Below are 19,029 nucleotides of genomic sequence, written 5' to 3'. Positions count from 1 at the left end.
CCGGCGCGTCTTGCCCTTGAAGGTCTTCTTCCGGCGGTGGAACCGGCCGAAGTCCCGCCTCGGGCGCGCACTTGATGTGGTCCGGGTTGCAGCAGGTCCGCTCATCGCACGTCCCGAAAACCCTCCAGCCTTCGGGCACAGCCTTACGGTTGACGATGTGCCAGACGGCGCGCAGCCCGCACTGGGTTGTCATTCCGCCATGGCCCGGGTGTAGTCCGGGCCATAGATGTTGGGGGCGGCCACCCTCGCGCCGCCCCACGGCGGAACAGCCAGTGGCCGTCATCGGTGATGCCGCAATGCGACTTGATCTCTTCCAGGGTCTTCATGCATTCGCTCCGGCATGGTTGGTATGTTTTTCCCGCAGGGCCTGGTCCACGCGGCGCTGCGCTTCGGCCTTGCGACGCTGCAGCTCCTGCTCCTCCGCCCGTTGTCGCTGCTCATGGCCGAGCCGCCGGCGCTCGGGCGCCGAGGCGAGCTCCTCACGGAGTTGCGCCAACCGCTCGCGCACGTCGGGCGGTGCGTCGATCGCGGCCTGTACATCGCCGGCAAGCAACGCGATCGGCTGAAAGCCGGGCGTGAAGCCCAGGGCGGGCATGTGCTCGGCAGCCTTGTCCGCTGCGAGGTAGCCGAGCTGCACAGCCTTCTCGATCGCTGGCGCTCGCAGCTCGCCATCCCATCCGACCGAAACCGTCACCTCGGGCAGCCGCCGCTCCTCGCGGGCGGTCCGCACCAACCGCTCGTAGGCGCCGATGAAAGCCATGCGCGCGCCGACCAGATCGCCCTCAGCCGCGATCCCGCGCGCCACACCCCAGGCCTCGGACATCTCCACAGTCCACACAACCGTTTTGCGCTCGTCCAGGGCGTCCAGCGCCATGGCCCAGGCCTCATTGGCGCCAGGGCGGCCCATGGCTTCATCGATGCGATCGAGAATGGCCTTCGGCGTGAGGCGGCCGGTGTGCTCCGTGCGCACGCGGGACAGGGCCCGCGCCAGCACGTCGCGCGGGAAGCTGCTCAGGTCATCGGCCAGCATGGCAGCCGCCGTGGGCGACACCTGCTGGCCCAGCAGTTCGGAAGTCCCGATCAGCTGCTTGATCAGCCAGTCCAGGTCGTGATCGCTCAGCATGCCGATGCCTCCGCCCGGCGCTGGCGCAGGATGGCCATGGCCTCGTCCGCCGCGTCGAAGTTGGACTGGGATTGGTCGATCTGCTGGGCACGGGTGCCGGTCATCGCCGCGCCAGCGAACCACTGCGTGCGGTAGCCCTCGGCACCGGACAGCAGCAGGCCCACGTCGTGCATCTTGCGCACCACGAACGCCTCGCTCACGCGGTCCACGTAGAACGCGGCCACCAGTGGCGACTCCTCGAAGCCGATGCGCTGGACGAACTGCTTGATCTTGCTGTTCACCGCTTGGTTGCGCACGGGCTTGGAGCGGTAGCGGCGCTCGTAGGCGTTGCTGTACGCCGCCCAGGTGTGCTTGCAGGCGGCCTGCAGGGCGGTCTCCCTCTCGTCGACAGGCTCGGACTTGACCTTCACAGCGGATGGCGAAGCCGGCCGCAATGGTTCACTGACGGTTCCCTGATGGTTCAACTGATGATTTGGGTGCGCCATCTGCACCTCTGGAGGTGCGCCATTTGCACCACCCGGTGCGCCATTTGCACCACCCGGTGCGCCATTTGCGGGGGGTGCGCCATCTGCACCCGGTGCGCCATTTGCACCCCTGGCTCTGGCCCGAGAGCGGGGCTCGGGCGCCTTCGATGGATCGAAGCGCGATGGGCTGATGGTGTAGCTTGTGCTCGTGTTGGCCCGGTAGGTTCTGAAAATCAAGCCGACCGCCTGCAGCCACGCCAGGGCGTCCTGCACCGCGCGCTCGGAGAGACAGGTGCGCTTTGCGATGGTGCCTATGCCGGGCCAGCACACGCCATCGTCGCTCGCCTGGTCAGCCAACGAGACGAGCACGGCCTTCTGCGAGGCTGACATTCCCGTTAGCGGCCAGCAGGCCGCCATGATGATGGTGCTCACAGAACCCCCGCGATTACCGGCAGCACCAGGTGGTCGCGCGGCTTGCTGGCTGCGTTGACTGCCCGCGCCGCGGTGCGCAGGCGCTGCAGGACCAGCTCCGCCTGGTTGCACTCCCGCTCGATGCGGGCCAACTCGTTGTCGGTCACAACTCCGTCCTGCATGGCCTCGATCACGACCGACGTGACATCGGAGGTCTCGCGCATCAATTCAGACACCCGCTGTACCGGGTCCCGATGGCCATCGGCCACCGCGGCGTGCGCTTCGAACCGGCCACCGCACTCCGATGCGACGTAGGACGCGTAGTCCTGGGCATGCGCCGTGCCGGCCTCAATGCACAGCACCGCAATGCCCAGGGCATCCACAGCCCCCAGTTTGTGGGTGCTCGCGCCAGAGAGCTCCTTGCGCAGCACCTCGTCTGTCTTGCCCATGCGGACTGCAACGACGGCCCGGCCGCCAGGGAATTGGTCAACAGCGCGCCGCAGCGCATCAAGGATGGTGCTCATGTCCGACTCCAGGATTTATGGACGTTGCTGCATCGCAGCAGCGGAAGGAAGATGGCGGCCATGAGGGAGAACTACATGACCAAACAAAGGGGCGCCCGCCCTCACTGCCTTACGATGGAAGTCGCTTACACAACCATCAACAGAAAGGGCAGGCATGAACACGAAACTGACAATCGAGAACTTGGCCAGTGGCACGCTGCTGTGCACACTGGAAGTTCCCATGGGGAAAACCGAGGCCATCCGCCTCACCCTGGAGCATCCAAAGGATCTGAGGCGGACGACGTCTCAGCTGGAACTGCAGTTGCTGCAGGCCGCCCGGGACAGGCTGAGCGAGATGTGCAGCCAACATCCCGAGAGCAAGGGAACCTGACGGAGTCCTCTTCCAAAAATTGGAACGAGAAGCAAGGGATGGGTTGTTTCAGCTGCTCATCCATGGCTCACCTCCGTCTTGGAGGGGGCCTGCTCCGCGCAGGGGGCGGTGGTGCGACGCGGTGCCGTGGCCTGTGCCAGATCAATGCCGGACAGCTCCTTCCGCTTGGTGGCGCGGAGGAACATCATTCGAGCCGCTGGGATGCCATCCTTCTTCCAGTCGCTCACGCTCGGCATGGCAACTTGAAACAGGCGGGCCACGGCGGCCGTGCCGCCCAAGGCTTCGATGACTTTGGTTGCTTGGCTGTTCATCTTGCCAATTATTAGGACAAGCTAAGTGCATGTCAATAGCCAGTCCTAATTCGCAAACTGTTAGCCTTTCCTAATGACTCTTGCAGACAGACTTTCCGCCGCGATGGAGCATGCAGGGATGAGCCAAGCGGCTCTTGCTCGAGCTTGCAAGGTGTCAGCGCCCAGTGTGAATGGTTGGCTCAGTGGCAAGTCCAAATTTCTGCGCGGGGAGAATTTGCTTTGCGCCGCATCCGCCCTTGGGGTAAGGCAGCAGTGGCTAGCAACAGGTGACGGGCCAATGCTGCCCGGTGAAATGGAAAAAATAGGCCCCGCCAGGGATAGCGATTACCTCCCTGGCTTCGAGCAACTCAGCATTCCTCTATTGGCCAATTCCGGCTCAATGGGATCAGGCGACGACCAACTACATGATGAAGTGGTCGTTGGCCGACTCACTGTGTCGCCACAGTGGGTGCAGCGCACATTGAAACCGCTCACAAAGCCCGAAAACCTGCGCTTCATCCACGGCTGGGGGGACTCAATGGACCCTACCTATGCTGACGGAGACATCTTGCTTGTTGATATTGGAGTCGTCTCGCCGAAGATCGACGGGATTTACGTCCTTGAGGCGAATGACCGGATCTACATCAAGCGGGTTCGCCAGCGCATGGATGGGAAGTTTGAAGTGAGCAGCGACAACCCGACAGTCAAGACAGTGGACGTATTGGATGGCAATCATCCGGTTGCAATTCGCGGCCGAGTTGTGTGGTGCTGGAACGGCAAGAAGATCTGAAGGAGACAGGGATGCGGATTCACCTATGGGCGCTGCTGCTCTGCCCAGCTATTCTGTTCGCTCAGCCGGCAGATGGCGCAAAATACGCCAGCTGCGCTGGCAGCTTGGAGCTTCAGAAGTGCAAGGCCCGAATTGACACCTTGGCGAGCGAGACCCCGCAAGCCAAGCGCGCACGCATCGAAGCGCTTGAGCGGGACCGCCGCGCATCAGCCGAAGAGGTGGCCAAGATTCCAATCACTGCCAAGCAGCCCACGCAAAGGGCTGTGGCGACAGATCCAGCGATTGGGATGACCCAACAAGAAGCTGTTCAGACCCTGTGGGGCCAGCCTGAGTCGAAAACCCGTACAGTCACCGCGTCCGGCAGTAGGGAACAGTGGGTGTATGGCGAAGGGCGATACCTCTACTTCGACAACGGCCGAGTTTCAGCGATTACAAGCCGGCCCTGAACGTCGGATCGCAATGTCAGAGTCACGGGGGCGGTACTGCCGCTAGGCAGGTGGCATCCGGAGTAGTCAACATAGGGGGGGAGATCAGATGAGTAGCTTTGCATTGCTGCTTGAAGGCGAGCCAGGTGTGGCGGCTCAGGAGCGCACATGCCGATACGGCCATGGGCGGCTAACCCTTATCGATAAGCTAGAAGGTCGCCAGAGTTTTCTCGCTATCGCATGGGGCTTCGTTGATGCAACTCATGCAGCTCCGAAGTGGGTTGGCCCGCTCCAGTGGCACCTTTGCAGCACCTGCGGCTACATGGAACTTATCGACCCTACCCCCACAGGCTCAATCAAGCATATGGATGCACCTCATGGCTGAGATCGTTTCCCTGAAGCCAGCAGCTTCTATGGAGGGCATGGGGTCAGGATTTTGGGAGCCGCCCCATAATGAGGGCATGAGCGCCGTAACCCGCGAAGAACTGGACGCAAAGCTTGATGCCCTGCGCAGCGATATGCGCGCGGGCAATGCTGAGTTGCGCGCCGACTTCCATGCAATGCGCGCGGATGTGGCCAACACTCGAACAGCCATGGCGCAAGAACTTGCCAGTGTCGCGACCACAGTGGGAGAGCTCAAGGGATCCATCGACGGGGTGAAGACCGGGCTGACCACAGTTCAATGGCTCGTAGGGACCTTGATGGCAGCCGCCGCGCTCTATGTGGCAGTGGCGCAGTTTCTCGCGCCGCCCCCTGCGCCCGCTCAATCTCCCCCTGCCACCACCGCCGCGCCGGCCGCCGCGACGCCGGCGCAGCCAGCAAAGTAGCCCCGTCATCCGGGTTCTAATCCCCGGATGACATCGAAGCGCAAGAAGAAGCCGGCCCGAGCGCCGGCAGCCACCCTGATACATCGCACCTCCGGCAAGGCTCGGAGGTTCCTGATTTCCCTGTTCACCGCCGGCGTGGTCGGCATGCAGGTCACCAGCTGCGGCGTGGCACCGGGCGTAGCGCCCGCCCAGGCCCGGCCACCATCCTCTACCGGCACCGGCTTTGCGGCCTGCCCCCAGCATTTCGCTGGCGGCGTGCCGCCCGTCACCCCGGCAGCGCCCAAGCTGCGCGAGCTGTGCTTCGACTCCTTCGCCGTGCTGCACTCGGGCAACACGAAGACCCCAGTGTATGTGGCGCAGAGGCTCAACCGAGAGATCCTCGGCGCAAAGGGAGTCAAGCGGACGGACCGGTTTTACGCTGAGGCTCGCCTCCCAGCGGACGAGCGCTCGACGCTGGCCGACTACAAGGGCTCCGACTGGACCAAGGGCCACATGGCCCCGGCGGGCGACATGCGCACGCCGGAGGCAATGGCACAGTCGTTCAGCCTGGCCAACATGGTGCCCCAGGACCGTGCGCAGAACAGCGGGCCGTGGGCGAAGATCGAAGAGGACACGCGGCGCTATGTCATGCGCGCGCGGGGCGACGTCTACGTGATCACCGGGCCGGTGTTTGAACCTCCCTACAACTACATTGGGGTTGGCAAGGTCGCTATTCCATCGCACCTATTCAAGCTGGTTTACGACCCGATGACGGGGAAGAGTTGGGCGCACTGGCAGCAGAATTCGCTGGATGCTCAGGTGGGACGACCGATCTCCGCCGCAGAACTGGCGACGCGAACGGGAATCAACATGCTGCCCGTAGTGCATTGATGAGTCGGGCAAACCCTCGATGAACCACCGATACGGAAGAGTACATTAAAACCGCAGAGGGACGGCAAAAAGTCAGGTTTGGGCCCACCCTCGAATCCTTATAAATCAAGCACTTAGGAGGGAAAATGGCATCTTTGGTCCCGGCCCAGCAACAACTTTTCCAAGTTGAAAAGCAGATTGAATTCGATGGCGTGGAGATGGGGGTTCTTGAGAATGGACTTCCTTTTCTTTCCGAGTCTGGGCTTGCAAGAATGTGCGGCATTGATCGGAAGGTGCTAAATAGACTGGCAATCAATTGGCTTGAGGAACGACATAAGCCAAGAGGAAAACAAATAATTCAGCTTCTGCAATTGCTGAATTACCATGACGATTCTCTTTTCTTAAAATGCCAACACAACGGCAGCCAAGTAAACGCGTATACCGAACCTGTATGCCTTGCCTTGCTTGAATATTATGCATTCATATCAGAAGAAAAAAGGCAAGAAGCTCAGCATGCATTTCGAACGTTAGCACGCACAACATTCAGAACATTCATATATCAAGCGGTTGGCTACTCCCCAGAACAGAAGGCGCTTGATAGTTGGAAGCACTTCCACGACCGGATTGATATCACTGCATCTGCGGTCCCACAGGGATATTTCGGAGTTTTCCAGGAAATCGCAGTGATGATTGTTCCCATGATCAGGTCTGGAATATTGATTAGCGATCGAGTAGTCCCAGACATATCTGTAGGGAAAGCTTGGAGCCAGCACTGGGAAGGACAGGGTTTTACCGGTCGATTCGGAGAGCGAGTTAAGTACCCACACTCCTACCCGGACTACTATCCGCAAGCGAAGTCAAATCCTCAGCCATCATATGCTTACCCGATACAAGCGCTGGGTGAATTTAGAAACTGGCTGCAATCAAACTATATTACCTTGAAGTTTCCCAAATATCTTACCGGGCAAGCCAGCAAGGGAAATTTAGACCCAAACACCGCCACCCTGGCCCTCAGTTCGTTCGGCGTGACGCAAATAGGAGTGAAAAAGTAGGCGTGCTTTTTCACGCCTCCACAGGCCCAGCGTCGTAAACCTCAGCCGGCGCAAGCCTAAGCAGCGCCTGCGCGTCCTTCACAGTGCCGGCCAGCCACTGGTCGTAGTCGGCGGGGTCCAGCGGGATGACGCTCCGCTTGTCCTGCTGGTCGGCCGGCTTCTTCGGGTTGGGTTTGTGCATGCGGCTCATGAGCGGGTCGGCATCGGCGTTGATGGTGAGCATCGTGTAGCTCTCGTGCATCTCGCCCGTGGCTGGGTCGCTCCAGGTGTTCCAGAGGCCGGCCAGGCCCCACAGCTGTCCGTCGGCGCGCCGGAAGCGCCACCAGACATTCCGCCCGGTCTCCCAGTTGGGCTCGTCGAATGATTCGGCCGGGATGATGCAGCGCTGGCCGCGGGCCCAGGGCTGCTTGTAGCTGGCCTTGGCCGCCATCTCCTCTGACCTGGCGTTGTTGGTGGGGTACGGCAGCTTGGCAGCCTTGGCAAACCAGGGGATTAGGCCCCACTGCCCCACCACCAGCTCGCGCGAGTAGCCAGCGTCCTCGCGGCCGCGCCGCAGGAATGGGCCCAGGCCGCGCGGGTACAGCACGTCATCCCACCATCGGCCGTTTCCTCGGCCATTGCTGATCTCCCAGCCCTGCTCGATCGCCTTCAGGTCCGCGGGTGGCTTGTAGGTGTTGCACATGTGGGCAGCATGCCGCCGCTCGCCCGCGCCGCCTGTCGGATCATGCGCACTTTCCACGCTTCAAGTTTCGGAGCATCGACCAACGGGCGCCACACGCTTGGCCCTCGATTTCGCCCCCAGCCCGGCATATCGCCACCCCTTGCCCACACCCCAAACCACTGTTTAAATTAACAGTGTTTATGGGAGTCATAGGTGATTGTGCAGGTCTATCGGATGCGGCAGGAAGGGCGGCGGATGTACCGCTGCAACCAGCAGTTGATGCAGGGGGTTGAGGGCTGGCTGGCGTTTCGGCTCGATGACTGGAGCCGGACGATGCGCGCCCACCTCCTCTCTGGGCCTGGAAGCCACAGGGAACTGCTGCCCACGCTGCTACGCGCCCGCATCCTGCGCATCGAGGGTGCTATCCATATCGTCGGCACCGAGTATGTGGGGCGGCCCAGCACCAAGGCCCGTGCGACGGCCTACCGCCAATCCTGGCTGTGCGCCAGCACCGCCGAACAAGCCCATGCGCTGCTACAGCGCATCCCAGTCGTTGACCCGGAGGCAGACCCCATGGACGACGACGTGACCCCAGACCCCGAACTCGACATATGACCGCCATGGCACAGCAACACCCAACCCTGCTCAACATGCCCCAGTGGGGCTTCCAAATCCCCTCGGTGGAAATCCTGCCCCTGCCCGCTGACGCGTACGAGGTGCGCCAAGTGCAGACCGATTGGTTCGAGGTCCGGGAGCGCGAGAGCGACCGGCTGATCTGGTCAGGCATCGGACCAGTCAGCGTCGAGGTTTCGCCGGCGCCTTTCTGACATTTCAACGCTGTCTAATAGAAAAGTTAGCTTCTCCTATTGACACAAAACTTAGCTAGTCCTAATATTTACCCATCGCTCCACAGAAGCCACCGCGGCCGAGTTGAGCGATGGGGCCAATCCATCGAGAGCCGCCCGACAAGCTCATGCAGCAGGCACGGCTGGTTAAACACAGATCCCTCGCGGGTGGAAGCGGGAAACAAAAGACCACAGGCGCTCTACTGCTGACCAGCCACCCCGGACGGGGAATCGCGCGAAGGCTGAGATCCGGGAAAGGCCCCTCTAAATCCATCCGCTGGGATCAATACGGCGGTGAGGCATTCAGGGAGGCCAAGAACAGAAACGCCCAGCGCGCAAGCGCTGACCACCTCGGGAAAGAAGCGAGGACCATCAAGCGCAGGCACTGCAAAGCACGAGGGTGGCGACCCCGTTGGACCCCGGTAGAGCCGGGCAAATTCGCGTCAGTGCCTGCCCTTGATGGTGAATGCGCTGTGCAGCGGGTTGGCGCCGCTGCTCACCAAAAACCTGCACCGCTGCCCCATGCGAGCCAGCGCATTCGCCTCAACCTTTTCAGCCGGGCTTGGGACTTTCCTCCTCCCTCCCTCTCTTGCTTCCCCAGGCACGCCCGCACGGGCGCCGGCTCCTTTTTCCGCCGCGTCAGGCAAGCCGCAGGAACTCCAGTCACCACCCGCACTGGCTTTCGCCTGACATGCCCCACGGGGCAGCGGCCTCTCTTCAGCCCACCAGCCACCTCCGGGTGGCTTTTTTTCGTCCTCAACCAGGAGCAGCCATGCACATCACCATCAACAATCCGGTCTTCAACTTCCACACAGCGCAGCATGCCATGGCAACCGCACTCTTCGCATCGCTGCTGCGCGACGGAGAGGATGAGCCATCAGCCACCGAGGGCCCAACCAGCCGCCCCTCCATCGGCGAGTACTGGGCTGGCCAGGGCGGGATCTACGCAGGCGACTTCCGCGGCGACGACGGCGTGACCTTCGGCCTGATCGTCGCTGCGGAGCAGGACGTTGGCCGGGCCCGGTGGGCGCCCGATGGCGAACGGGACCTGTCCGACTGGGACGGGCTGGAGAACACGAAGCGCATACGCAAGGAGTGCCCCGCCGCAGACCTGGCCGCCAAGTACGAGCGCGATGGCCACAGCGACTTCTACCTGCCCGCGCGGCGCGAACTGAATTTCGCCGGCGCCACGCTGCACAGCAGCTTCGGGAAGGACAGCTGGTACTGGACCAGCACGCCGTACTCCGAGAGCTACGCGTGGGCGGTCGATTTCGAGGGCGGCAGCGCGAGCCACGGCGTCCGGGGCCGCGAGTTCCGGGTCCGCCCCTTCCGCAGATTCATTTATTGATCCCTTCGTCCCTTTTCTTTACCACTCCACAGGAGCATGCAAATGGAAGCAGCAGTACAGACCGGCGTTCCCGCCATCAACCAGCCGTGGCCCGCTCAGGGCGGCATCTACATCGGCTCACGCCTCATCAACGGCGTTGTGCACCACGTCGTCATTCCCGGCGGCGTGGAGTTCGACCACGTTGATGTGCCATTCAGCCGCGTTCAGAAAGTCGTGGCCGAGGGCGATGAGCTGAACGGATTCAGCGACTGGCGAGCCCCAGACCAGGAAGACCTGATGCTGGCCTACATCAATGCGCGTGAGCACTTCGCTCCCGAGTACTACTGGAGCCGCAGCGAGCACCACGGCTATCCGTGGGCGGTCGATTTCGAGCACGGCGACACGAACTGCAACGGCCGGGACGACGAGTTCCGGGTCCGCCCCTTCCGCAGTTTTCCCGATTCACCCCTTTAACCATTCGCGGGCGTAGCCCGCCTCGGCATGGCACTGCACACCGACACTGAGATTTACAAGGCGACCTATGACCTGTGCAAACTGGTCACGGAGTACGTCGCCAACATGGAGCGGAAGTACAAGGCGGACTTCGGCGCCGAGCTTCGCAAGCGCTGCATGGCCCTGGTCATGCGCACCTACGAGGCCAACACCGCCGAGGACAAGCCGCCCATCCTCTGGCGCATGCGCCAGGAGGTGGAGGCGGTGAATCTTGCCCTCCGCCTCGCGGTCGATCTCCGGCAGATCTCGGTCAAGCAGTACAGCAGAGCCATAGCCCTGACAGGGAGCATCGGGAAACAAGCCACAGGGTGGCAGAAACATTCGGAGAGTGCGCTTGCCGCCGGTCTGTCAAGGCAGTCCGACCAACGCGCCATGGAATCTGGTCGAGCCGCTGGGCCACAAGCCCACCGACAGGCGCAACAGGGATATCGGCGGCAAGGGCCGCAGTGATCCCGCGCAGTTTTCCCGCTGAGCCATTCGGCGAGCCGACGTGACAAGTTCGATAGACCGTGGGCGGTCGATTTCGAGAACGGCAACACGAACAACAACAACCGGAACAACGAGTTCCGGGTCCGCCCCTTCCGCAAAATCCACCGAGAGTTTTTATGGATCCTGGCTATTCATTCGAAAAGCTGGTGCAGGCGTATTACGACTGCCGCCGGCACAAGCGCACTACGGCGAGCGCCTTGCGTTTCGAGCAGGGCCTGGAGCACAACCTACTGGCTCTGCATGAGGAACTGGAAAGCGGCAGCTACCGCCCGGGTCCATCGATCTGCTTTGCCATCAGCCGGCCCCGGCCGCGGGAGGTGTGGGCCTCTGGCTTCCGCGATCGGGTGGTGCACCACCTGCTTTACAACCAGATCATGGATCGGTTTCACGCCCGGTTCATCGCAGACTCGTGCGCCTGCATCCCAGGCCGGGGCACGCTCTACGCCGCCGAACGTCTGGAGGCCAAGGTGCGCAGCCAGACGCAGAACTGGAGCATCCCCGGTTATTACCTGAAGGCCGATCTCGCCAATTTCTTCGTGTCCATCGACAAGCGCGTGCTGTGGCCACTGCTGATGCGGCACATCCCGGAGCGCTGGTGGCTCGGCTTGACGAAGATGGTCCTTTTCCACGATCCGCGCCTGGACTATGAGCTGCGCGGCGATGCGGCAACGCTGGCCGCCGTACCCGCGCACAAGCGCCTTACGAACGCCAGCCGCTATCACGGGCTACCGATCGGCAACCTGTCATCGCAGTTCTTCGCGAATGTTCTCCTGAACGAGCTTGACCAGCACATCAAGCACCGTATCGGCGCCCGGCACTACACGCGCTATGTCGATGACATGGTGCTGTTGCACGAGTCTGCGGATTGGCTCAATGGCGCGCTCGCCAGCATCAATGGCTTTCTGCCGGGCCTTGGTCTGGCCCTCAACCCGCGCAAGACGGTGCTGCAGCCAATCCATCGTGGCATCGACTACGTGGGCCATGTCATCAAGCCCTGGCGCCGCGCCACCAGGCCGCGCACCTTGCACTCGGCCCTTGCGCGGCTGGAAGACATGCCCGCAGCCGATGTGTACGCAAGCGGCAACAGCTACCTGGGGCTAGCGCGCCAGGCCAGCCACAGCCACCACGCGCAAGCCCTGATTTGCCGCGCCCTGCTCAAGCGCGGCCATGCGGTAGAGGGCGCGCACCTGAGCAAAGCATTCCGAAGGTCAGACATCGCCGTCTGACCGCCCCGCCACCGTGCGGGCTCCTTCAAGAAGAGGACCTCATGAACACCGAAACCCTCGCACAACTGCAGGCGCGCGATCTCGCGATCGGGCCCACGATCCTCCTGGCCAGCGGCCGGTATTTCAGCTTCGAGCGACCCGAGGAGACGCCCATTAGCGTTGAGGACATCGCGCATGCGCTGTCGCACCTGTGCCGCTTCACGGGCCACTGCCGGGGCTTTTACAGCGTGGCGCAGCACGCTGTGCTTGTGTCGCACCTGGTGCCCCCTGAACTCGCATTCGCGGCGCTGCATCACGACGACGTCGAAGCGGTGATGGGCGACATGTCGAGCCCTCTCAAGCGCCTGATGCCCGAGTACAAGGCGCTGGAGCACCGCGTCGAGGCCGCCATCCTGGCGCAGTTCGGGCTGCAGGGCGCCATGCCGCCGGAGGTCAAGCAGGCCGACCTGGTTGCGCTGCGCACCGAGCAGCGGGACCTGATGCACATCGATGGCGGCCTGTGGACCTCGCTGCAGGGGATCGAGCCCAGCGACCAGCACCAGCTGCAGCCGATGGAACCCGAGGCGGCACGGCGCGCATACCTCGACCGCCACTTCCAGCTGCTGACCATCCGCGGCGCACCCCCGCCCGAGTCCGATGCGCCAGCCGATGGCGCTCAACATTACGTCCCGGACCCGGCCGCGTTCAGCTGGGTGTGCACGCGCGTTTGGAAGGGCACCGATTTCGACCGCATGCGCCTGGAGCGCGGGCTGGTGTACCGCAATCCGGAGGATGCCGAGGCTCGCGCCCGATGCATGGCTGCGCAGGGAGCATCCGCATCATGAACCACGCACTCGCTTGGATTTCGGCCAGCCTGCTGACACTGGGTGTGGGCGCGCTTGCCGGGCATGGCCACACCGAGGTCGAGGCCGACCAAGAAGACCAGGCCGCCCTGCACTCCCGCGCCTGGGCGGCGCAACGGGCATGCGGACCAGACCGTGAGCCGGAATGGCTGGACGAAAAGTCGCTGCACTGCCTGAGGCGGGTTGGCGTCGCTCAATGAGATCCGCACTCGCCGCCCTGCTCCTCTGGGCTTTCTTCAATTCCACAGCCCTGGCGCTCTTCGCGGTTTGGGTTGCTCCTCCCTTTCTCTGGGTCCCCTGACATGTTCAAAAACCTCATCATCTACCGCATTTCTCCGGGCTGGCACATCGATCTGGCCCAGGTCGAGGAGGCGCTGGCCAAGACGCCGTTCGTGGAATGCGGTGCCACCCAGGAAAGATCGCTGGGCTGGGTGCCTCCGCGGGGCGACGCCCATGGCGCCTTTGTCGAGACGATCGGCGGCCAGTGGATCATCCGCCTGATGACCGAATCCAAGGCTGTCCCGGGAAGCGTGCTGGCCCGCAAGGTCAAGGAAAAGGCCGCGCGCATCGAGCAGGAAACCGGCCGCAAGCCCGGCAAGAAGGAAGCCAAGGAGCTCAAGGACGAGGCCAAGCTCGACCTGCTGCCCATGGCCTTCACGAAGCAGGGGGCGATGTGGGTGTGGATCGACCCACAGGCCCACTGGCTGGTGCTGGACACCAGCAGCCAGTCGCGGGCCGACGAGGTCGTCACGCTGCTGGTCGAGGCGCTGCCCGGCTTGTCGGTGGCGCTGCTGCACACGGCCACAAGCCCGCAAGCGGCCATGGCGCATTGGCTCAGCACGCAGGAGCCCCCGGAGGGGTTCAGCGTTGACCGCGAATGCGAACTCAAAAGCACCGATGAGTCGAAAGCCGTGGTGCGGTACGGCCGGCACCCGCTGGACATCGAAGAGGTGCGCGAACACATCGCCCAGGGCAAGCAGCCCACCAAGCTCGCGATGACCTGGGACGACCGCGTGTCCTTTTTGCTGAGCGAAGGCCTGCAGGTGCGCAAGATATCGTTCCTGGACACCGTGTTCGAAGGCACCAAGGCCGATGACGGCGGCTTCGACACCGACGTGGCCATCGCCACGGCCGAACTCAGCAAGCTGATTCCCGACCTGATCGAGGCGCTGGGCGGCGAGGGGCGGCCCGCGCTGGGCGGCGAAGCGGCTGCAACTGCAGCGATCCCCGCGCCCCGCGCTGCACCTAGTCGGGCCTAGCCCGCCTTTCCTCAAGCGCAGCCCTGGCGGCCGCCCGGTATTCCTGGACAGCGCCGCTGTCCTCGATTGCCCGGTGCGCCCGGTCTCTGCCAGCGCGCGAGTCCACTTCCTTGCGCCACGCGGCGAGCATGCGCTGGTAGACGGGCTCATTCATTTCATCGGCCATTTCTTGCTCCTTGCAATTACGGAGCCCCCACTGTGGGCCAGAAATCTCAGATCACCTCTGCGGCTCCGTTTCGCTCTCAACAGTAGCCCGCCTAGTGCGGGCTTTTCACTTTCCGCACGCCATGACACACAACACCTACGACGACTTCCTGCGGGCCAAGGTCGCTCTGCCCGAAGAGCAAGGCTTCCCGTGCGAGCCGCACGAAGTGAACCACCTGCTGAAGCCTCACCACGTGGCCATGGTGTGCTGGGCGGTGCGTGGCGGGCGCCGCGCGCTGTTCGCGGCCTTCGGCCTAGGCAAGAGCGTGATGCAGCTGGAGATCGTGCGGCTGACGCGCGCCAAGGCCGGCGGCATGGGCCTGATCGTGATACCTCTGGGCGTGCGGTATGAGCGGCGCCGTCATCAGCACCGGCGTCAGCCCCCGCGCGCCGCCTCCGGCTTCGATGACATGAATAACGACATCCCCTTTTAATTTGTCTCGATTCGCTCGTTAAGTTGAATGCCAGTCTCAAGTAGAGTGCCAGGGAAACCGCCCGGTGGGGGAGGCTTATTTGCTGGGTAGTAGGTGACCCCATCAAGATCAAAAGCTTGAGTTGGCATGCGACTTCCATTCCGTGTGAGATGGACATCGATAGCCATCTCCGCGAAAACTAAGCGATCGATCAACGCCTGTACTCGCGCGTGCATGAGATGAGGCTGAACAGTACCCAATCTGAACGCTTTTGCAAAGTCTCGAGCATCCGCCAAAACCAGTCCAACCGCCGAGCTGGCACGCCAGTCGGGATATTCAAGCAACGGGATTTTCGCAAGCTCTTCGGACCACCAGATGGCCTCTTCTGCGTGCCGGCTCGCATCCTGCCAGCGCAAGTGCGTAACCGAATAACACGTGGCGCACCGTCGACACTGGAACAAAGCGTTTGCGATCAGCGTGACACGATCCAATCTAGTTTTCTCTGCGTGGCGAGCCTGTGATCGGGTCTGCCATAGAACGCAGCCAACTCCCACCAGGATCGCAACGACAGACCCTACAGCCTGCACCCAGGCGGGCGCTTCAACCTTTTGCGCCCACGCACCGATTGAATCCCAGCCTGGATAAATCGCCGACGTGAGCCCGCCAAGGAGGCACGCCAAGACCACCATTCCCACAACGGCACCTGGCGTGCCCAGTTCTTCCTTCATGTCTCGCTCCCGAAGTTCGGGTGTGATCGTACTTCCCCGCCCCTCGGGGCATCCCATCCCAGGCCCGCCGCCCACGCTGCGGGCCTTTTTGCTTTCTGGAGCCCCAATGGACCACACCGACACCCCCGCACCCTACAAGCCCCCAGCCAGCGACTATCAGGGCGCCGAGCTGCGCCGCAAGCCCGGGCTCACCGACGACCGCATGCGGGCATTCGACCTGCCTTCGCGGGTGGGGACGCGCCTGCACTACCGCGATGGCCGCGTGCTGCCCTTCCCCGGGAGCACGCCGGCATGACCTCCCCCACGGAGACGCTGGCCCAGCGCCGCGCCCGCCTCTCGCTGCCCGCCGTCGCCCGAGCAAACCAGCAGGCCCGAGCGGTCTGGTGGCGGGAGAGGCAAACCAATCTGAGCTGCGCAAGCTGCGGGGCTCGCATACCAACCCGGCCCGCCGAGGGCCAAGGCCTGCCTTGCGGGCATTGAGGAGGTCCAATGAGCAATACCAAATACACGCCCCGCGTTGCGCTGGATAAGGCTGAGTACCTGCTGCGCGAGGCAGCCCACGAATTGATGGACGGGATTTCGCTCAATGGCGTGCCCGACTGGGAGGGCGAGCCAGAAACCGCCACAGCGTATCAAGAGCACATTGCCGCAGCTGACGCCATCGCCGCGCTCGGCCATGGCACCCCATTGCTGCGGGGCGATGGCGAGCAACTCACGCGCTTCTGCCCGGGCTGCGGCTCGATGGGCGAGGTGGAGGCGAAGTTCCGGGACTGCTGCCCGGATGGTGCTGGAGCCCGGCTGATACCTGCGTCGCTTGCGCAGAAGTGCCACGGCCTTTTCCGGCTCGCTCTCGTCGGCGCCAGCCAGCCAGAGCTTTCGGAATCCCAGCCCAATTCAGCGCTGGCTGATGGGTGGCTCAATCCGGATGACCTAGCCGCGCTGGAGCGTTTCAACGAGTGTTCGGAGGACAGCGAAGCCGATGGCCACGATGTGCCCAAGGAACGAATGAAGCGCTTGGCAGAGTTGGGCGCAGTGCAGGCGCGGGGATTTGGCCGGCATGAGACCACGGCCTTCGGCCGCCTCGTCCTCGACTCCCAATTCGCCCGCAGGCCGTTGGAGACGACAGACGAGTGCAACGCCCGCCTTGGCCGCGAACACCGCGCCAAGCTGGAGATGCCCGCCCCTCCCACCCTCAATGCAAGCAAGGAGGGGAGCCATGGGTGAAGGTCGCATCCTCGCCCAATTTAGCTGCGGCGCCGCTTCGGCGGTGGCGACAAAGCTGGCATTGGCCCAGTACGGTGACCGCTGCGAGATCATCAACGCATACCTGGCGAACGAGCACACCGACAACCGCCGGTTTCTGCACGACTGCGAGAAGTGGTTTGGCCGCAAGGTTACGGTGCTGCGCGATGAGAAATACGGCGCCGACGTGATCGAGGTGTTCCGTCGCACGCGGTACATCAAGGGACGCCAAGGGGCGGCATGCACCCTGAGGCTGAAGCGCGGCCTACTGCGCGAGTTTGAGCAGCCCGGGGACGTGCTGGTGCTGGGCTACACATCTGATGAGCAATGGCGCCTCGACGACTTCCAAGATGCGTACCCAGATCGCCCGGTAATTGCTCCGCTGATTGAGCGCGGACTCACCAAGACCGACTGCAAGACCATGGTCGAGCGCGCCGGCATCACGCTGCCGCTCATGTACTTGCAGGGCTACCAAAACGCAAATTGCATCGGTTGCGTCAAGGGCGGCATGGGCTACTTCCGCGCAATCCGCGAGGACTACCCCGATGAGTTCAAGCGGCTGGCCGACGTGGAATCCGAGATTGGACCCGGTGCTTACATCTTGCGGCACCGCTCCGGACCTCTCAAGGGCCAGCGCTTCCCCCTTCACCAACTGCCCGCAGGAAAGGCCGACCGCAAGGAATGGCTGCCAGCTTGCGGAGTCACCTGCGAGATCGCGGAACAGGAATATTCATCATGACCACCACCCCAACCGACCACACCGCTGCGCGCACCACTTGGATAGAGCAATGCGCGGACAGGTACTTCGCCTGGGCCGGCTGTCCCGCCGATGAAGCACGCCAATACGCCTCGGCATGCGCCGAGTATCAGACCGAAATCTACGGCCAGGACCCGGCCGAATGGGAGCCGCCGGCGGACGCCGCCGACGAAGACATGAGCTACTGGGGAGACTGACCATGACCACCACCCAACACCCCGCAGCAGCGGCAGACCTGCCGGAGGCGCTGCGCCTGGCTGATGAGATTGATCCATTTACTCGCAAAACCGCCCCAGACCACCTCACAAGCAAGGTTGCAGCCGACAAGCTGCGCCGCCTGCACGCCCTGACCGCAGCCGCGCCGGCCCAGTGGCGCAGCGAGCAGGAACGCGCCTGGGCGCTCGCCGAGGCCTGGGGCACAGCGCCGGCCGCCCCCCACTGCGCCCCAGGCAGGAGCAGAGAGCTATCCGCCGATGCCGGAGCCGACGTACAACGCAGGCGGCCCGGACTTCGAACGCTACTACAACGCCGCACAAATGCGCGCCTACGCAGACGCCACCTCCGCCCTGCGCGCCCGTGGGGCCGTGCCGAGCGATAACCTGGTGCGAGCAACCATGATTGCGTCTGCCGTGTGCCGCACAGTGGCAGAGTTGCCCGACCGGGATAGCCCCGCCGACTGGCCTGAAGCCATGCTGGTCACATCGCAGGAACTGCTCTGCATCGTCCGGGAGGCTGTGATCGACGCCGCCCCTGCTGCACCAATGAGCGCACAGCCGAGCGGGTGGGCCCAGGGCGTTGAGGCGGTCGCAAAAATGATCGAGAAGAAATACAAGGACTTTGCGGACGAGTACGGGTACGACGACATGGGCGGGCTGTCATTCGGTAGTGGCGCCCACGCCGAAGCAAAAATGGACTGGCACAGTGGCCTTGTGGAGTTGGAGGAAGAAGTCCGCGCCATGCTCGCCGCCGCCCCACAGCCACCGGCAGTGCTGCCAAGGGGGCAGGATGCCGCGCTGACCGACGATGTGATGTGCGGGCTGCAGGCAGCCAGCGACGCGCTGGAGTGGATCGCAAAGAGAAAGCGTGTTGTGGGTGATGTGATCGAGCCGGTGAATGACATCCGCCACGCTTCACGGCTGGCAAGCGATGGCTTTCGCCGCATCAATCTGGCCATGAAATCCATTGACGCAGCCATGGCCGCCAAGAGCCAAGAGGGCGGTGCTCAATGAGCTGTGTATCAACCCGCGGAGCTCATGCGCTGCAAGACATCCATGACTCTGGAGAAGATGGCTGCGGGCTGCGCAGGATCGTGCGCTGGTGCTCGGCTTGTGGCGCCATCGTCCGCGACGTGGAGGTGGACGGCAGACTGCTGCCAGGTGGTTCCATGCCGATGAAATT

At 63.2% G+C, this 19,029-nt stretch carries 28 protein-coding genes and 1 pseudogene; 22 read left to right on the top strand and 7 right to left on the bottom strand.

The window, feature by feature from the left end; all coding sequences use genetic code 11:
• Positions 1-214: hypothetical protein (locus tag AC27IO_RS05710; RefSeq protein ID WP_498737793.1), on the top strand; the 214-nt coding region annotated here is incomplete at its 5' end.
• A 108-nt stretch (positions 215-322) separates the two neighbouring features.
• On the opposite strand, the gene AC27IO_RS05705 is transcribed toward AC27IO_RS05710, so the two are convergent.
• From AC27IO_RS05705 to AC27IO_RS05690, 4 genes and pseudogenes are all read right to left on the bottom strand, one after another.
• A complete protein-coding gene (locus tag AC27IO_RS05705; RefSeq protein ID WP_498737791.1) occupies positions 323-1,123 on the bottom strand; it encodes a hypothetical protein in 801 nt (266 codons plus the stop codon).
• On the bottom strand, positions 1,117-1,533 hold the full coding sequence (locus AC27IO_RS05700; RefSeq protein ID WP_498737799.1) for a hypothetical protein: 417 nt from the start codon (positions 1,531-1,533) through the stop codon (positions 1,117-1,119). Before AC27IO_RS05700 ends, AC27IO_RS05705 begins: the two co-directional genes overlap by 7 nt.
• 297 nt (positions 1,534-1,830) lie before the next feature.
• Positions 1,831-1,977 (bottom strand): annotated as a pseudogene (locus AC27IO_RS05695) (helix-turn-helix domain-containing protein); the annotation flags it as partial.
• 38 nt (positions 1,978-2,015) lie between these two features.
• Positions 2,016-2,522, bottom strand: coding sequence for a phage regulatory CII family protein (locus AC27IO_RS05690; protein WP_498737789.1), 507 nt, complete (start codon positions 2,520-2,522; stop codon positions 2,016-2,018).
• A 154-nt stretch (positions 2,523-2,676) separates the two neighbouring features.
• Between AC27IO_RS05690 and AC27IO_RS05685 the strand changes: the two genes are divergently transcribed.
• On the top strand, positions 2,677-2,892 hold the full coding sequence (locus AC27IO_RS05685; RefSeq protein WP_498737787.1) for a hypothetical protein: 216 nt from the start codon (positions 2,677-2,679) through the stop codon (positions 2,890-2,892).
• Between the two features lie 56 nt (positions 2,893-2,948).
• Here the strand turns inward: AC27IO_RS05685 and AC27IO_RS05680 are convergent, their stop codons facing one another.
• A complete protein-coding gene (locus AC27IO_RS05680; RefSeq protein ID WP_498737785.1) occupies positions 2,949-3,203 on the bottom strand; it encodes a helix-turn-helix domain-containing protein in 255 nt (84 codons plus the stop codon).
• A 73-nt stretch (positions 3,204-3,276) separates the two neighbouring features.
• Between AC27IO_RS05680 and AC27IO_RS05675 the strand changes: the two genes are divergently transcribed.
• The 5 genes from AC27IO_RS05675 (at position 3,277) to AC27IO_RS05655 (ending at position 7,125) form a co-directional block, all read left to right on the top strand.
• The gene (locus AC27IO_RS05675; protein WP_498737783.1) at positions 3,277-3,972 is read left to right on the top strand and encodes an XRE family transcriptional regulator; all 696 of its coding nucleotides are present in this window, start codon (positions 3,277-3,279) and stop codon (positions 3,970-3,972) included.
• On the top strand, positions 3,948-4,418 hold the full coding sequence (locus AC27IO_RS05670) for a hypothetical protein (protein ID WP_498737781.1): 471 nt from the start codon (positions 3,948-3,950) through the stop codon (positions 4,416-4,418). The genes AC27IO_RS05675 and AC27IO_RS05670 overlap by 25 nt, the downstream gene beginning before the upstream one ends.
• A gap of 356 nt (positions 4,419-4,774) precedes the next feature.
• Positions 4,775-5,224 (top strand): hypothetical protein, encoded by a 450-nt coding sequence (locus AC27IO_RS05665; protein WP_498737779.1) that lies wholly within the window; start codon positions 4,775-4,777, stop codon positions 5,222-5,224.
• A gap of 27 nt (positions 5,225-5,251) precedes the next feature.
• Positions 5,252-6,094, top strand: coding sequence for a DNA/RNA non-specific endonuclease (locus tag AC27IO_RS05660; RefSeq protein WP_498737777.1), 843 nt, complete (start codon positions 5,252-5,254; stop codon positions 6,092-6,094).
• 125 nt (positions 6,095-6,219) lie between these two features.
• Positions 6,220-7,125, top strand: a complete 906-nt coding sequence (locus AC27IO_RS05655; protein ID WP_498737775.1) for a BstA C-terminal domain-containing protein — start codon at positions 6,220-6,222, stop codon at positions 7,123-7,125.
• Between the two features lie 10 nt (positions 7,126-7,135).
• Here AC27IO_RS05655 and AC27IO_RS05650 read toward each other — a convergent pair whose 3' ends face one another.
• Positions 7,136-7,807: an SOS response-associated peptidase gene (locus tag AC27IO_RS05650; RefSeq protein WP_498737773.1), complete on the bottom strand. Its 672-nt coding sequence runs from the start codon at positions 7,805-7,807 to the stop codon at positions 7,136-7,138.
• A 192-nt stretch (positions 7,808-7,999) separates the two neighbouring features.
• Here AC27IO_RS05650 and AC27IO_RS05645 point away from each other — a divergent pair, with 192 nt between their 5' ends.
• The 10 genes from AC27IO_RS05645 to AC27IO_RS05600 all read left to right on the top strand — a co-directional run bounded on the left by AC27IO_RS05645 (position 8,000) and on the right by AC27IO_RS05600 (position 14,925).
• Positions 8,000-8,401, top strand: coding sequence for a hypothetical protein (locus AC27IO_RS05645; protein WP_498737771.1), 402 nt, complete (start codon positions 8,000-8,002; stop codon positions 8,399-8,401).
• 5 nt (positions 8,402-8,406) lie between these two features.
• Complete coding sequence (locus AC27IO_RS05640; protein ID WP_498737769.1) at positions 8,407-8,613, top strand: hypothetical protein; 207 nt, start codon at positions 8,407-8,409, stop codon at positions 8,611-8,613.
• A gap of 790 nt (positions 8,614-9,403) precedes the next feature.
• Positions 9,404-9,979 (top strand): Lcl C-terminal domain-containing protein, encoded by a 576-nt coding sequence (locus AC27IO_RS05635; RefSeq protein WP_498737768.1) that lies wholly within the window; start codon positions 9,404-9,406, stop codon positions 9,977-9,979.
• A 42-nt stretch (positions 9,980-10,021) separates the two neighbouring features.
• Positions 10,022-10,432: an Lcl C-terminal domain-containing protein gene (locus tag AC27IO_RS05630; protein ID WP_498737766.1), complete on the top strand. Its 411-nt coding sequence runs from the start codon at positions 10,022-10,024 to the stop codon at positions 10,430-10,432.
• A 27-nt stretch (positions 10,433-10,459) separates the two neighbouring features.
• Positions 10,460-10,921: a four helix bundle protein gene (locus AC27IO_RS05625; protein WP_498737764.1), complete on the top strand. Its 462-nt coding sequence runs from the start codon at positions 10,460-10,462 to the stop codon at positions 10,919-10,921.
• Between the two features lie 236 nt (positions 10,922-11,157).
• Entirely contained in the window at positions 11,158-12,186 is a 1,029-nt protein-coding gene (locus tag AC27IO_RS05620) for an RNA-directed DNA polymerase (protein ID WP_498737762.1), read from the top strand.
• A gap of 41 nt (positions 12,187-12,227) precedes the next feature.
• On the top strand, positions 12,228-13,010 hold the full coding sequence (locus AC27IO_RS05615) for a YfbR-like 5'-deoxynucleotidase (protein WP_498737760.1): 783 nt from the start codon (positions 12,228-12,230) through the stop codon (positions 13,008-13,010).
• Positions 13,007-13,228 (top strand): hypothetical protein, encoded by a 222-nt coding sequence (locus tag AC27IO_RS05610; RefSeq protein ID WP_498737758.1) that lies wholly within the window; start codon positions 13,007-13,009, stop codon positions 13,226-13,228. The genes AC27IO_RS05615 and AC27IO_RS05610 overlap by 4 nt, the downstream gene beginning before the upstream one ends.
• Positions 13,229-13,330: 102 nt before the next feature.
• Positions 13,331-14,287 carry a recombination-associated protein RdgC gene (locus tag AC27IO_RS05605; protein ID WP_498737757.1) on the top strand — a complete coding sequence of 319 codons (957 nt, stop codon included), beginning with the start codon at positions 13,331-13,333 and terminating at the stop codon, positions 14,285-14,287.
• Between the two features lie 287 nt (positions 14,288-14,574).
• A complete protein-coding gene (locus AC27IO_RS05600; protein WP_498737755.1) occupies positions 14,575-14,925 on the top strand; it encodes a hypothetical protein in 351 nt (116 codons plus the stop codon).
• Here the strand turns inward: AC27IO_RS05600 and AC27IO_RS05595 are convergent.
• Positions 14,922-15,632: a hypothetical protein gene (locus AC27IO_RS05595; RefSeq protein WP_498737753.1), complete on the bottom strand. Its 711-nt coding sequence runs from the start codon at positions 15,630-15,632 to the stop codon at positions 14,922-14,924. The two genes, AC27IO_RS05600 and AC27IO_RS05595, sit on opposite strands and share 4 nt — an antisense overlap.
• 106 nt (positions 15,633-15,738) lie before the next feature.
• On the opposite strand from AC27IO_RS05595, the gene AC27IO_RS05590 reads away from it, so the two are divergent.
• The 5 genes from AC27IO_RS05590 to AC27IO_RS05570 all read left to right on the top strand — a co-directional run bounded on the left by AC27IO_RS05590 (position 15,739) and on the right by AC27IO_RS05570 (position 18,860).
• Entirely contained in the window at positions 15,739-15,927 is a 189-nt protein-coding gene (locus AC27IO_RS05590) for a hypothetical protein (protein ID WP_284415086.1), read from the top strand.
• A 194-nt stretch (positions 15,928-16,121) separates the two neighbouring features.
• Positions 16,122-16,856: a hypothetical protein gene (locus AC27IO_RS05585; protein ID WP_498737751.1), complete on the top strand. Its 735-nt coding sequence runs from the start codon at positions 16,122-16,124 to the stop codon at positions 16,854-16,856.
• The gene (locus tag AC27IO_RS05580) at positions 16,849-17,613 is read left to right on the top strand and encodes a hypothetical protein (RefSeq protein ID WP_498737749.1); all 765 of its coding nucleotides are present in this window, start codon (positions 16,849-16,851) and stop codon (positions 17,611-17,613) included. The genes AC27IO_RS05585 and AC27IO_RS05580 overlap by 8 nt, the downstream gene beginning before the upstream one ends.
• Positions 17,610-17,828: a hypothetical protein gene (locus AC27IO_RS05575; RefSeq protein ID WP_498737747.1), complete on the top strand. Its 219-nt coding sequence runs from the start codon at positions 17,610-17,612 to the stop codon at positions 17,826-17,828. Before AC27IO_RS05580 ends, AC27IO_RS05575 begins: the two co-directional genes overlap by 4 nt.
• A gap of 276 nt (positions 17,829-18,104) precedes the next feature.
• The gene (locus AC27IO_RS05570; protein WP_498737745.1) at positions 18,105-18,860 is read left to right on the top strand and encodes a hypothetical protein; all 756 of its coding nucleotides are present in this window, start codon (positions 18,105-18,107) and stop codon (positions 18,858-18,860) included.
• Positions 18,861-19,029: the final 169 nt, after the last annotated feature.

Source organism: Acidovorax sp. KNOB132 (assembly GCF_057541515.1).
This window is presented reverse-complemented; position numbering and strand designations above follow the sequence as displayed.